The sequence below is a fragment of the Klebsiella sp. RHBSTW-00484 genome (assembly GCF_013705725.1).
Classification (GTDB): Bacteria; Pseudomonadota; Gammaproteobacteria; order Enterobacterales; family Enterobacteriaceae; genus Klebsiella.
Genome location: NZ_CP055481.1, coordinates 3,824,571 through 3,837,850, shown reverse-complemented (window position 1 = coordinate 3,837,850; position 13,280 = coordinate 3,824,571). Strand labels below are relative to the sequence as shown.

Sequence of the window (13,280 nt, the reverse complement as noted above, 5' to 3'; positions counted from 1 at the left end):
ACTCAAAATTAACGCGAAGGGGTGCCGCATTTGCTCGATTGGGCCAATGCCATCGCTTTTATCGCTAACCACTACCGGCAAAGCTTTTCACCCGGAACGCTGCATGCCGCCGCCGAGTGGGCAACGCAGAAGACCCTGCCGGAGGCGCTCCGGCATCTGGCGCGCCATGCCGGGCTAAACTGCCAGTTTTTATCCACCACCGACCAGCGAATGTCGGCCTGGCGTCTGCCGCTGGTCATTCAGCTTCGCGATGGGCAGATTGCGGTTATTGAAAGCTTCGACGTGAACAATGCGGTCGGAGTGCGGTTTGTGAAAGAGCTTTCGCTGCTCAGCTATTGCCCGCTGGAAACCCTGCTGCCGGAAATAGAACAAACTATTGCTTTTCGCCCGTCGGCGCCGGAAAAGGACATTCGCAGCGAAAGCTATTTGACCCGTTTCCAGCCGGACTGGTTGCGCAAGATCGTTCTGAAAGATATTCGCCCCTATATGCACGTGATGCTGGCTTCGTTCGCCATTAACGTTCTTGCGCTGAGCGGCATTCTTTTTTCGATGCAGGTTTATGACCGGGTGATCCCGGCGCAATCTTATCCCACCTTATATGTCTTGTTCAGCGGCGTGGTGCTGGCGGCGATATTTGCCTTTGCGTTGAAGATCATGCGCGGGCACGTGACGGACCTGCTCGGTAAACGTGGGGATATTCGCGTATCGGACCGGGTTTTCGGTCACGCCCTACGCCTGAAAAATAACGCGGTGCCGCGCTCGACAGGGAGCTTTATTTCACAGATCCGCGAACTGGAGCAGGTGCGCGAAATGATGACCTCAACGATGATGACTATCGTGGCGGACCTGCCGTTCTTTTTACTCTTCCAGGTGGTGTTGTTTATTGTCTCGCCATGGTTAAGCTGGATTGCCCCGGTGGCAACGCTCATGATGATCCTGCCGGGCCTGCTATTGCAGCGTAAGCTGGCGGTGCTGGCGAACAAAAACCAACACGAAAACACCTTACGCAACGCTATTCTGGTGGAAAGCATTCAGGGCCTGCAGGACATCAAAATGATGCAGGCGGAAAGCCGCTTTTTGCATCAGTGGAATAGCTATATCGCCATTACCGCCGAGTCCGGTGTCAAAACGCGCAGGCTGACCCATGGCCTGGTGAGCTGGGGAATGTCGGTGCAAAACCTGCTCTATGCCGTGGTGGTGGTGGTCGGTGCGCCGCTGGTGATTAGCGGCGATATCACCACCGGGGCGATGGTGGCGGCATCGATGTTATCGACCCGCATGGTGGCGCCGATGACCGCGCTGTGCGGCGTGCTTGCCCGCTGGCAGCAGGTGAAAACAGCGAAAGCCAGTCTCGACAATCTGATGGCGCTGCCGGTGGAAGGCGGCCAGGACGAACCCCGCGTTCATCGTGCGGTGCTGCATGGCAACTATGAGTTTCATCAGGCGGAATTTCGCTATGGCCTTAACGACGCCACTGTCCCCCTGCGCATTAACCAATTATCAATTAAAGCCGGAGAGAAAATCGCCATTCTCGGGCGTATCGGTGCCGGTAAATCAACCTTGTTACAGGCGATGATGGGCAACGTCGAGCTGGCCTCCGGCGAGCTGCGCCTGGATGACCTGAGCCTGCCGCAGATCGATCTTGCGGATATTCGCCGCAACGCCACCTTGTTGACTCAGGAAGCGCGTCTGTTCCACGGCACGCTGCGTGAAAACCTGATGCTCGGACGCCCGGCGGCGACCGATGATGAAATCTTCTCGCTGTTGACTTTGTGCGGTGCGCTGGAGTTTGTGCGCAAACTGCCCCTTGGTCTTGAACACGTCATTATGGAGGGCGGGCTGGGGCTTTCCGGCGGTCAGCGGCAGTCACTACTGCTCGCAAGAACCCTGCTGCGTGACCCAAATATCATCCTGCTAGATGAACCGACCTCTTTCTTCGATGAGCGCACGGAAAAAGCCTTTGTTGAACAGTTGGCGCAATGGGCCGGAGAGAGAACGATGATTATCGCCACCCATAAAGCCGCAGTCCTTAATATTGTTGACCGGATTCTGGTTATTCAGGACGGACAGCTGGCGCTGGATAAACCGAAAGCAACCGTTTTTGAACAAGAGAAAGCTCGCGCTCAGGTGGTGAACATATGAATAAGCCGGGCAATGTTGTATTACCAGCGCTGACTGATAACGACCCGGTAGCGCTGCTGCCGGATAGCGAAGAAGATGAAGCGAAGATCGTGAAGTCGCGTCGGTTAATTTTGGTGTTGGCAATGATGCTACTCGTCGGTGGCGTCTGGGCATGGTTCGCGGTGCTGGACGAAGTCTCCACGGGCACCGGCAAAGTGATCCCCAGCTCCCGCGAGCAGGTGATACAGACTCTCGATGGCGGCATTTTAACCGAGCTGAACGTGCGGGAAGGTAGCAAGGTTAAAGCCGGGCAGGTAGTGGCTCGTCTTGACCCGACCCGTAGTGAATCTAACGTGGGCGAAAGCCAGGCAAAATATCGCGCCTCGCTGGCTGCCAGCATTCGCTTAACCGCTGAGGTTAACAACCAGTCACTGGTGTTTCCCGACACGCTGAAGGCCTGGCCTGCGCTGTTGGCGGAAGAGACCCGCCTGTACCATAGCCGTAAGGATCAACTGATCAAATCCACGCGTCAACTGGATGAATCGCTGAAGCTGGTCAATAGCGAACTGGCCATTACCGAAAAGCTGGCAAAAACCGGAGCGGCGAGCAATGTTGAAGTGCTGCGCCTGCGCCAGCAGGTGGCGGATATTGGCTTTAAAAAAATCGATATCAATACGCGCTATTTTGTTGACGCTCGTGAACAGCTATCAAAAGCCAATGCCGACGTCGCCAGCCTGGCGGAAGTGATTAAAGGCCGCGCCGATTCGGTCACTCGCTTAACGGTGCGTTCGCCGGTGCAGGGGATTGTTAAAAATATCAAGGTCAACACTATTGGTGGGGTTATTTCGCCCAACGGTGAGTTAATGGAAATTGTCCCCATTGACGGACGTTTATTAATTGAAGCACGGATCTCACCGCGCGATATCGCGTTTATTCATCCCGATCAGCAGGCGCTGGTAAAAATTACCGCCTATGATTATGCCATCTACGGTGCGCTGGAAGGTGTGGTGGAAACAATCTCACCGGACACGACCCAGGATGAGGCCAAACCGGATATTTACTACTATCGGGTGTTTATTCGCACCGATCACGATTACCTGGAAAATAAACACGGCAAACGCTTTTTAATTGGTCCAGGGATGATTGCCACCGTCGATATTAAGACCGGTGAAAAAACGGTGATGGATTACCTGGTTAAACCGTTTAATCGGGCGAAAGAAGCTTTAAGGGAACGCTAATTAAAGTGCGAACCTCTTCCCGGTGGCGCTGCGCTGACCGGGCTACGGGTATACCGCCGTCTCGGGTAAGCCGCCACCCGACAATAATGTGGCGCAATATCCAAAACGGGTTTGTCGGCAGTCACTAATAATAATTTTTTAAACATGCAATGCAGTTTTGAATATACGGAGAGGGAAAGATGGCGCTAAGCGATTTACTACAACATGCCTGCTTTCAGGCCAAAAAATTAACATCCGCCGCATTGCCCTCTGATTATCCGGCATGGGTTATCTTCTTTAGCGTCAGCGATGGCAAAGAGCGCGCGCATGTGCACATAGCGACAGGAACCAGCTTCGATCTCGCCTGGCTGGCAGGGGCCCGAGCCTTGCAAGCGTGGCGTAACAAACAAGACAACGAGCCGCAATGGCTGCGCGTCGACGTGGTGGACAGCGTTGAAAAGCTGAGCTGGCAATCGCTCAGTGAAAAATTCCTCATTACCAAGCGCAACTATTTCCGCTTCGGCCTCGCGTTTGACCCGCAGTTTAGCTGCGCAATGCTCGAACAAGAGATTGCCGGAAACGCGCTGCTTTATGATGGTGATAACGGCGTGGTCGCGCCGAATAGCGTTAATCTGCAAAACTACGCCCAGCGGCGGTTTAAGCAAGAGCTCAACTGGCCAGAAGACCCACAGCAGCCTTTCTGGCGTTTCAAAACTCAGGGCGTCTTCTGCGATCGCTTTGGCGCAAAAGTGATTGAACATGACGGGCGGGGCTCCGGCTATCGCGCGATTGGTGAAAACTGGCAGGACGAGTGCCTGGGCGAGGTGATTAAAAAAGGCACCGATTATTTAGCCCGCCAGATGAAGAAAGACGGCCTCTATCATTACGGCTGGTTTCCCTGTTTCGACCGGCCAGTTCGCTCTTATAACGCGCTGCGCCATGCCAGTTCCACCTATTCGCTGATTGAAGGCTGGGAGGCCACGCGCCAGCCCGCGGTACGTGAGGCGATAGACCGGGCGATTGCGTATCTGGTGAGTCACCTGATCGAAGTCCGCATGCTGGACGATGGCCGCGAGGCCGCATTTCTCTGCGACATTGGCGACGAGATCAAACTCGGCGGCAACGCCGTCAGCATTCTGGCGCTGGTGAAGTACACCGAAGTCACTGGAGACAGGCAATATCTGCCGCTGATGGCACAGCTGGCGACCGGGCTTGCGTTTATGCAGGATCCGCTCAGCGGCGAGTTTGTCCATGTACTAAACAGCAAAGATCTCTCGCTGAAAGCCAAATTCCGCATCATCTATTACGATGGCGAAGCCGCTTTTGCCTTAATGCGCCTGTACGGCCTGACCAAAGAAGCACAGTGGCTGGAGATGGTGGAAAAAGCTTTCGCGTACTTCATTAAAAATAAACACTGGCAGCATCACGATCACTGGCTGAGCTACTGCGTCAACGAGTTGACCCGCTTTCGCCCGGAAGAGAAGTACTTTCGCTTTGGCCTGAGCAACGTGCGCGATCATCTTGATTTCGTGCTCCATCGCGTCACGACCTATCCTACGCTGCTTGAACTCATGATGGCGGCGTCTGAAATGGTGACCCGGCTGGATGCGTCGCCGGAGCATCGGCATTTGCTGAATGATTTTGACCAGCAGAAGTTCTGGCAGGCCCTGGAAACCCGCGCCCGCTATCTGTTGAACGGATTTTTCTGGCCCGAACTGGCGATGTTCTTTAAAAATCCCGCGCGGATCGTCAACAGCTTCTTTATTCGCCACCACAGCTATCGCGTGCGAATTGATGATGTGGAGCACTATCTTTCCGGTTTTATTGCCTATCAGAAATATCATTTAGCGGCAAAAAAGCCGCCGCTCCAGCAGGACGACGCATTGCCGTCGAATAACGCGACCCCTGTTTTCCTGCTGGAGATGCTGCGCGATGTTGGTAATGGTATCGAAGTGGCGGCTATGCGCCGGGCTAAGCTGTTTACCGAACATCTGCGCACCGTACCGTGGCTGATTACCACGACGTGGGATCCCGCGTTACCGAAAACGGTAAAAGCGCTGAAAGCTCGCGGCGCGCTACCCGAAGAGGTGCCGGTTTATAATATTTATCAGTGGTTAAGTGACTGCCGGGAGATGAAGATACTCACCGCGCTGGCACCGTTAGCGGGCAATATTGAACTCAGGCACGCTGTAGATCCCTGTGCGGATCTGCCAGTGGGTAAAAACAATTATCTGCAGCGCCCTCAGGGAAATATCATTGAGGATTATCTTGATTGCGCGGGGAATATTCTTTTGCGCAAATGCTATGACGAGAAAAAAGCCAATGTGCAGTTAAGCTATCTTGAAATTGCCCTGGCGAACGGTGAAATAAAACGCTTTGCGCAAGAGGAAGCATTTTTCTCCTGGATGCTGGAAACCATGCTGGCGGGAAGAGGGGGCTGGCACTTTATTGTCGATAAGAATAAAACGTGGAAAAACTTTGTCTGCTCGCGCCCAGCCCAGCGTATGACGTGCTCGCTGAGCGCTATCATTCACTCTCATCACCAGTTGTCCAACGGTGAGCTGAAAAGCTCGTACCGGCATATTTTGCAACAACCGGACCTTGTGGATACGCTGATTATCCTGACCGATGAACAGTGGCAAGACTTGCAACAAGAAGGATTCCCGCACAAGCAAATGGCGGTGATTCCAAACCACCTGGATAACAGCAATATCCCTGCGGCCCCACAGAAAATTCCTTCACAAACGGTGATCTACCTGGCGCGCTATTCAGCGGAGAAACAGCATACCTTGCTGTTGAGTGCATTTCGTCAGGTGGTAGCGGCGATCCCTGGCGCGCAGCTGCATACCTATGGCGTTGGGCCGCTGCGGCGCAACTTAAGTGCGCAGGTGGCGGAGTGGGGGCTTGAGCAGGCGATCCATATTAACGGCTTTACGTCGGATATCGCCCAGGCGCATAAAACGGCCTGCTGCACGGTGCTTTGCTCGACCCAGGAGGGGCAGTCTATTTCTGCCGTTGAAGCGATGGCCTACGGCACGCCGCTGATTAGTTTTGCGATTAAATACGGTCCGCGCGATATCCTGCAGGATATGCAGGCCGGGATTCTGGTGCCCTGCGGTGATGAAGACGCTTTGGCGGCGGCGTTGATAAAAGTCATCTCCGACAAAGGGTTGCAGCAAAGTATGCAGCAAGCTGCGCTGAGTAACGCTCAGCGCTATTACGCCAGCGCCATTGCCAGGCGTTGGGCGGCATGGCAGCAGACAAGCGAGCGGTTGATCGTTGATGATGAGGAACCGTTGGCCGGTATTGGTCGGGCGGCTAACGTTGGATAACCGTCCTCTTCGGTTTCGTTCAGAGGCGCGATGAGACGAATCATCGCGCTGTTGCTGGCATCCTGCTGCTGCTCGCCGCTTGCGGCCCGCGATGTGCTGCAGGTTTCCCGCTGCGTGCCCGGCGCTTTGCTCCACGAGCATCGACTGGAAAAAGTGCACGTAGTGGATGACTTTCATATTTACTACAGCCTGCAGGGTAGGGATGCCCTGCAATATCCGCAGGATAGCCTCGGGGGAGGCGTGCCGGATGTGATAACGGATATCGGAAGCCAGCTCCAGGCGGCGCAATATCTTTATACTACGCTGCTGGGGTTACATTCACCGCTGCAGCAGAAGATCTACGCCCAGGCCCGGCAGATTAATATCTACCTGCTGACTCTCCCAAAAGGCAACGGTCTGGCCTTCGATCGCGTAGCGGCGGAAACCATGAATGATGGCACTGTGCTTCCCTGCGGATTAAAAATTGTGCTTAACGCTGCGCTACAGCCCGCACGTAACGTTACTCCTGCCCATGAGCTTTTCCATTTGTACCAGTACGGCTACGCGGTGTTTAAACAAAAATGGTATCTGGAAGGGATGGCGCGCTGGATGGAAAATGCGTTCAGGCCCGCAGAAAAAAGAATCGCGCCGTTAGCTGAACTTCCTGCTTGTGAGAGTAACTTTTCTCGTGGCTATAATGCGGCGGCCTTCTGGGCGAGTTACGCACAGCACGCTTTCCCGGCGATAATCTTGCCGAATAAGGTGCTGGCATTTCGCTATGTTGATGGCAGCCCGGTGTTTAAACTCCAGTCGCTGCCAGGCGGAGAGATGCTGCGGCCTTTTTTTCAACAGTTAGCGCAAAGCAGCGCAGGTATTTCTCGTGAAATGAAACTGGCGAACACCCGCTGGACTGAGAAACAGCAGCGTGACGGGCAGTTCAACAGTCTGATTTGCCAGGCGCTGGCGGCGACGGAATCAGCTAAGCATTGAGGTGCAGAACTCAGTTACTGTTCAGGATGTTTTGCCTCGGATTTAGAGTAAAACATATTAAGTTTTTCTGGTAGATCAATAATATCCGTCAAAATTCCGCGGGATAAATGAATATAGCCATCACTTTTCAGCTTCGACAGAATTCGCATTATCCCGCTGCGGGATAGAAAAGAGTGGTCCATAATATAATTGCTTGCAGTTATTTTTCTTTTAATTTCATCGGGTTCGTTAAGTAGCTCAATAAGGTGGCTACGAATAATTTCGTATGCGGAAAGCTGGGATACGGTCAAACAATGAGCATATACTTTCGCTGAGCTATAGTCCTGGAGCATGGCGAGCGATTTCCATAGGTTATTTTTTGCAATTTCCTCATGGAATACCTGCTGCGGGATTAGAAGTAAAGTTGATGTTTCTTTTGCTTTGACGTAAAGATGCCGGGTGTAGGCCAACTGAGAACTCGCACCGAAAATAAATGGCCCACATTCTGCGTTAAGGATCATCCCATCACTGATACGATTCAGAGCTACGCTTCCGCTCAGCAATATCAGGCATTGTCGTTCCCCATTTTGTGTCAAATTAATGTTGCGTTTTTTGCTAACCGTACACGTTTTTCGTCCTTTGGCGATTACTTCAATGATTTTTTCTATATCTTCTAAGGGCTTGGCTACTTTTTTTAATATGTCTTCCTGAAGCTGATATTTACTGTTCCTTTTCATTTTTCCCTTCAAAACAAATGGTTATAAATAATTAGTGTTAAGTTTCAGAATTAAAAAATAGAGCGAGCATTCAGTCCAGATGGAGACTAATTGGGGCTTGTGAGGATTGCCTTGCTGCTATAAATTACGGCTTGTAATTTATCCTCATGAAATCATTTTAGTCAATATGATTTTTTGGTAAATGTGTAATATTTGATTTTCTAGACTGTCACTATTTTTGCGCAAGTAGTTTATCCTTTGCGCATCATTCATGAATCGTGGTTTTAATTATTTAAATTTCAACACCAGGGAGTTCTAAATGTATAAATCTCTCATTAATAAAAAAACAGTAAGTTTATTGTTTTTTATTGCCAGTAGCACCATTGCAGCCGATGGTACGATCAGGTTTACCGGAAGCGTTGCCGATCAAACCTGTATTGTAGATAGTTCTTCGCAGAACCAGACCGTTGAATTAGGTAAAGTTACCAAAGCCTCATTAAACGGTTCAATTGGTCAGAAAAGCACGCCGACTCGATTCACTTTGGTCATCAAGTCATGCCCGGAAACGGCTACCGGGGCGACATTCAAATTTGATGGCATCGGGGATGATAATTATCCTGATTTACTCACTTTGGATAGCGGTTCGGGTGTGGCTACGGGTGTTGCCGTTGAGATCGCTGACAAAACAGGTACGCCAATCCCGCTGCATGTCGCTTCCCGCAATTATCCCCTGACCTCAGGAACGAACTCCCTTAATTTTGTCGCCCGCTATGTTTCGACCGCCGCAGCCGTGACGGTGGGCAGCGCCAATGCGACCACGCAGTTCACTATCGTCTACAAATAGCATTCGACTGACAGGGAGGAGTCTGAATATGAAAATGTGTGCGGCAACACTCGCTCTGGCCTTTTTCACTACCAGCGTCCAGGCGGGGATTGTTATTGGCGGCACGCGGGTGATTTATCCTGCGGAGAAAAAGAATGTATCGCTAATGGTGAGCAATGAAAAATCTTCCGGCGTTTATTTGGTGCAAAGCTGGATAGAGTCAGATATTGCCGGGAAGACCTCACCGTTTATTGTGACTCCGCCCCTTTTTCGTATTCTTCCTGGTGAAGAAAACATGCTGCGTGTGGTTTTTGTGGGAGGAACGCTGCCGCAGGATCGTGAGTCTCTATTCTGGCTCAACGTGAAGTCTATTCCGGCGATGGACAGTCGCGAGGTGTCAGAGAATGCTCTGCGGATGGTTGTTAAGTCGCGACTAAAACTACTTTATCGTCCGGCTGAGCTGCGCGGATTACCCGAGGAATCCTGGCAGGAATTGAAAGTCACTCACCAAGGAAGTCAGCTGGTTATTTCGAATCCCAGCGTCTATTTTGTCTCGCTCTATTCTTTGAATGTAGACGGCAAAGAATATAAAGATATCAATATTGTTCCTCCAAAAGGGAGCGTCAGCGTACCTGTGGCGACGGCCTCTCAGGTGAGTTGGCGGGCAATCAATGACTATGGCGGTATTAGTCAGGCAGTTCATCGCCAGCTGTAGGGATACTTTTATGACTAGAGCGTCATATCACCTGGTGATAGTGATGGCGTTGCTAATCCATTTCCCTCTGTATGCGCAGGAAGTCTTTAATGTTCACGCATTAGAACTGGATAACCCGGCGCAGGGGATGGCAGACCTTTCTCTATTTACTCAGTCGGGTGGCCAGCCTCCCGGTATTTATTTGGTGAGTATTTATATTAATGGAGAATTACAAAGGGAGGTGCAAAATATTACTTTCGTGAGCGACGAACGGGGCCAACTACATCCGCAATTAACTTCTGCCATGCTGCACCGCTGGGGTGTCAAAACAGATGCCTTTCGCACCCTGGCTGATAATATGCCCATAGACTCGATTGAACGCTATATTCCGATGGCCTCGACAGAGTTTATTTTTAACCAATTAAGATTGAATATTAGCATCCCGCAGGCGGCAATGGTGAGTGACTCTCCGGATGCTATAGACAGCGCCGATTGGGATCAGGGCGTGTCGGCGGCATTACTGAATTACAACCTCAGCGGTGGACATGGCTGGAGTCATAGCGATCGTGACCGTTATTACGCCAATCTGCAAAGCGGAATTAATATGGGGGCCTTTCGGTTGCGCAATTATTCGATCTGGAATTACGACGGTAAATCGGGAGGCCGCTGGCAGTCTATTAGTCGCTATTTGCAACGCGATATTGCGGCATTGAAGAGCCAGTTTATCCTGGGTGACAGCTATTCACCCGCTGATATTTTTGACAGCCTGTCTTTTCGCGGCGTACAGCTGGCGTCGGATGACAACATGTTGCCGGATAGCCTGCGCGGCTTTGCTCCGGTGATCCGTGGGATAGCGCATTCGAGTGCGGAAGTGACGGTGAAGCAAAATGGTTACACGATTCTGCGAACCTATGTTGCACCGGGCGCATTCACGCTCAGCGATCTTTATCCGACGTCGTCGGGCGGTGATTTGACGGTGACGGTTCGGGAAGCGGACGGCAGCGAGCATTCGTTTATCCAGCCCTTTTCCGCCGTGCCAAGGATGCAGCGCGAGGGGCGATTGAAATACGCCGCAACGGTGGGTAAGTATCGCGACAGTCAGGATGAACCCGCTTTTGCGCAACTGACCTCGATGTATGGGCTGGCAAACGGGATGACGGTATACAACGGCGTGCAGTATGCCGAGGATTATCGTGCTTACGCGTTGGGCATTGGTTTCGGGCTAGGGACTGTTGGCGCGGTGTCTGCGGATGTGACCGCGGCGCGCGCGAACGCAGGAAACGGTGCGTCGTATCGCTTGTTGTATTCGAAAAGTATCGCGATAACGGGGACGAACATTAGCCTGGCAGGCTATCGCTATTCCACCAGCGGTTTTTACACTTTTGCCGATGCGCTTAACAGCGGTGATGGCAGCCGAGATGATCGTCGCCGCCAGCGTCTGCAATTAGAACTTTCTCAACGTTTGGGAGCCGTTGGATCGCTGTTTTTGTCAGCCTGGCAGCAAAATTACTGGCATAAAAAAGACCGCGAGCTGACGTTTAGCGGTGGCTGGAGTGGTCAATTAAGTTATATTAGTTACAACATACTGTATAGTCAAACGCAGTCGCAAAATGGGACATCTGAAGGAGAAAAGCAGCTCGCAGTCAACGTCCAGATCCCGCTCTCAGGGTTACTTAGCGATAGCTGGGCAAATCTCAGCACCAGTAGCGTAAAAAAAGGTAATACCCGAGCGCAAATAGGAATCGGCGGTAATGCACTTGCCGATCGTAATCTTAGCTATAACGTGCAGCAGAGTTATTCGCAAAGTGAACGCTCGGGGGGAAATCTCAGCGCTGACTATAAAGGCCAGTATGCGGAAATGAACGCGGGTTACAGCAACAGCGGCAATGCGCGACAGCTTAATTACGGCCTTAAAGGCGGAGTGGTCTTGCACCCTTACGGAGTCACGTTTTCTCAGCCGCTTGCCGATCAGATGGTGATCGTCAGAACGCCAGGCGTCAAAGGGATTAAGGTGCAAAATTATCCAGGTATCAAGACCGATCCCTGGGGGAATGCGGTGCTTCCTTACGTTAGCGCTTATCGGAAAAACAGCATCATGCTGGATGTGGAAGATCTTGATGATGATGTTGATATCGACACGCCGGTTAAAACGGTTATCCCGACACAGGGAGCGGTCGTTGTGGCACGTTACAGTACACGTGTTGGTCACCGCGTGCTGGTTTCTTTGACCTCGAAGGGGGCCCCGGTTCCTTTTGGGGCGATTGTGTCTACTTCGACAGGAAGCGGTATCGTCGGTAATGAAGGCGTAGTTTATCTCTCAGGAATACAGAGCGAAGAACATTTGACGGTCTCCTGGAGTAAAACACAACACTGCAGAGTATTGCTTAAATTGCCCCCAGCAGGCGGGCAGGCGATTATTCATCTCAGGGAGGAGTGTCGCTGATGAACATAGCTCGTTATCTTATTCTTTTGGCGCTTTTTTCACTCACTATAGACGCAAATGCTGATTGCCAGGTGGTTAACGGTTGGCAAAACCGCCCACTGATATTTAATTTCCCCAATCAATTTGTGGTACCCAATAGCCTGCCGATGGGTAGCGTTTTTTATGAAACAAAGGTAAGTGAAAATCATAATGGCGAGCAATATGCTACCTGCCCAGCGGGTTCGAACAGAGGGGTTAAATACATTAATGGCTGGGCGACTGATGGGAATGGGATTGCGCCGACCAATGTCCCCGGTGTTGGTATCAGGATTCACTGGCTGTATCCGACAGGAGGCTCGGTGCTGGTACCTAAAGATCCTTACGATGTCGTTCAACGCAATGATACTCATTTAATTTGGCACGGAGGGCCAGAATGGCAGGTGGAATTAATCAAAACAGGCCCAATTTCCGCAGGCGCATTACAAACCGGTACCTATGTGGTTTATGGAGTAGGGAATCATTATGTCAGCGAATTACGCGTTATGGGGGGAGGGCGAATTGTTATCCCAACCTGTACGCTGCTTTCATCGACGGTTGATGTACCTTTGGGAAAACATTTGAAATCTGAATTTAGTGGCCCCGGTAGTGCGACACCATGGCAGCCTTTTAATATTCCTCTTAGCTGTGATAAAGATGCCAAAATTAATGTACGAATAGACGCCGATGCTGATGTTTCCAGTACTCCTGGCGTAATGACGTTGGACTCTCAACCGGGAGATATGGCGGCAACGGGGGTAGGTATTCAGCTCTGGTATCAGCCCAATGGCGGAAGCGCGGTGGTATTTGGCCGGGAAACTTACTACTACACATCTATCTACGGTGGCAATGAAGTGGTCAAGCTGAAAGCGCGTTACTATCAGACCGGCTCCCGGGTGATCGCCGGTATCGCTAATGGCACTGCGACATTTACCATAACCTACAACTGAAGCTGTGTGGAAGCGCTAAAA

9 protein-coding genes are annotated in these 13,280 nt (G+C 51.5%); 8 read left to right on the top strand and 1 reads right to left on the bottom strand.

The annotated features are described in order from the left end of the window. The first annotated feature begins 21 nt into the window (after positions 1–21). The 4 genes from HV213_RS18270 (at position 22) to HV213_RS18255 (ending at position 7,639) form a co-directional block, all read left to right on the top strand. Positions 22–2,142, top strand: coding sequence for a type I secretion system permease/ATPase (locus HV213_RS18270; RefSeq protein WP_181482791.1), 2,121 nt, complete (start codon positions 22–24; stop codon positions 2,140–2,142). Then, positions 2,139–3,359 carry an HlyD family efflux transporter periplasmic adaptor subunit gene (locus HV213_RS18265; protein WP_181482790.1) on the top strand — a complete coding sequence of 407 codons (1,221 nt, stop codon included), beginning with the start codon at positions 2,139–2,141 and terminating at the stop codon, positions 3,357–3,359. Before HV213_RS18270 ends, HV213_RS18265 begins: the two co-directional genes overlap by 4 nt. Before the next feature lie 179 nt (positions 3,360–3,538). Then, on the top strand, positions 3,539–6,670 hold the full coding sequence (locus HV213_RS18260) for a glycosyltransferase (RefSeq protein WP_181482789.1): 3,132 nt from the start codon (positions 3,539–3,541) through the stop codon (positions 6,668–6,670). 30 nt (positions 6,671–6,700) lie between these two features. After that, the gene (locus tag HV213_RS18255) at positions 6,701–7,639 is read left to right on the top strand and encodes a peptidase (protein WP_181482788.1); all 939 of its coding nucleotides are present in this window, start codon (positions 6,701–6,703) and stop codon (positions 7,637–7,639) included. A 14-nt stretch (positions 7,640–7,653) separates the two neighbouring features. On the opposite strand, the gene HV213_RS18250 is transcribed toward HV213_RS18255, so the two are convergent. Then, entirely contained in the window at positions 7,654–8,355 is a 702-nt protein-coding gene (locus HV213_RS18250; protein WP_181482787.1) for a helix-turn-helix domain-containing protein, read from the bottom strand. A 298-nt stretch (positions 8,356–8,653) separates the two neighbouring features. Here HV213_RS18250 and HV213_RS18245 point away from each other — a divergent pair, with 298 nt between their 5' ends. The 4 genes from HV213_RS18245 to HV213_RS18230 are packed head-to-tail and all read left to right on the top strand — an operon-like array spanning position 8,654 to position 13,259. Next, on the top strand, positions 8,654–9,178 hold the full coding sequence (locus tag HV213_RS18245) for a fimbrial protein (protein ID WP_181482786.1): 525 nt from the start codon (positions 8,654–8,656) through the stop codon (positions 9,176–9,178). Between the two features lie 28 nt (positions 9,179–9,206). Then, positions 9,207–9,872 carry a fimbrial biogenesis chaperone gene (locus HV213_RS18240; RefSeq protein ID WP_181482785.1) on the top strand — a complete coding sequence of 222 codons (666 nt, stop codon included), beginning with the start codon at positions 9,207–9,209 and terminating at the stop codon, positions 9,870–9,872. A 10-nt stretch (positions 9,873–9,882) separates the two neighbouring features. After that, positions 9,883–12,294 (top strand): fimbria/pilus outer membrane usher protein, encoded by a 2,412-nt coding sequence (locus tag HV213_RS18235; RefSeq protein ID WP_181482784.1) that lies wholly within the window; start codon positions 9,883–9,885, stop codon positions 12,292–12,294. Then, positions 12,294–13,259: a fimbrial protein gene (locus tag HV213_RS18230; protein WP_181482783.1), complete on the top strand. Its 966-nt coding sequence runs from the start codon at positions 12,294–12,296 to the stop codon at positions 13,257–13,259. The genes HV213_RS18235 and HV213_RS18230 overlap by 1 nt, the downstream gene beginning before the upstream one ends. The last annotated feature ends 21 nt before the right edge of the window (positions 13,260–13,280 follow it).

Excerpts from the sequence above, each read along its gene's own strand:
- HV213_RS18265 (WP_181482790.1), top strand. The coding sequence starts at position 2,139 with ATGAATAAGCCGGGCAATGTTGTATTACCAGCGCTGACTGATAACGAC.
- HV213_RS18260 (WP_181482789.1), top strand. The coding sequence starts at position 3,539 with ATGGCGCTAAGCGATTTACTACAACATGCCTGCTTTCAGGCCAAAAAA.
- HV213_RS18255 (WP_181482788.1), top strand. The coding sequence starts at position 6,701 with ATGAGACGAATCATCGCGCTGTTGCTGGCATCCTGCTGCTGCTCGCCG.
- HV213_RS18250 (WP_181482787.1), bottom strand. The coding sequence starts at position 8,355 with ATGAAAAGGAACAGTAAATATCAGCTTCAGGAAGACATATTAAAAAAA.
- HV213_RS18245 (WP_181482786.1), top strand. The coding sequence starts at position 8,654 with ATGTATAAATCTCTCATTAATAAAAAAACAGTAAGTTTATTGTTTTTT.
- HV213_RS18240 (WP_181482785.1), top strand. The coding sequence starts at position 9,207 with ATGAAAATGTGTGCGGCAACACTCGCTCTGGCCTTTTTCACTACCAGC.
- HV213_RS18235 (WP_181482784.1), top strand. The coding sequence starts at position 9,883 with ATGACTAGAGCGTCATATCACCTGGTGATAGTGATGGCGTTGCTAATC.
- HV213_RS18230 (WP_181482783.1), top strand. The coding sequence starts at position 12,294 with ATGAACATAGCTCGTTATCTTATTCTTTTGGCGCTTTTTTCACTCACT.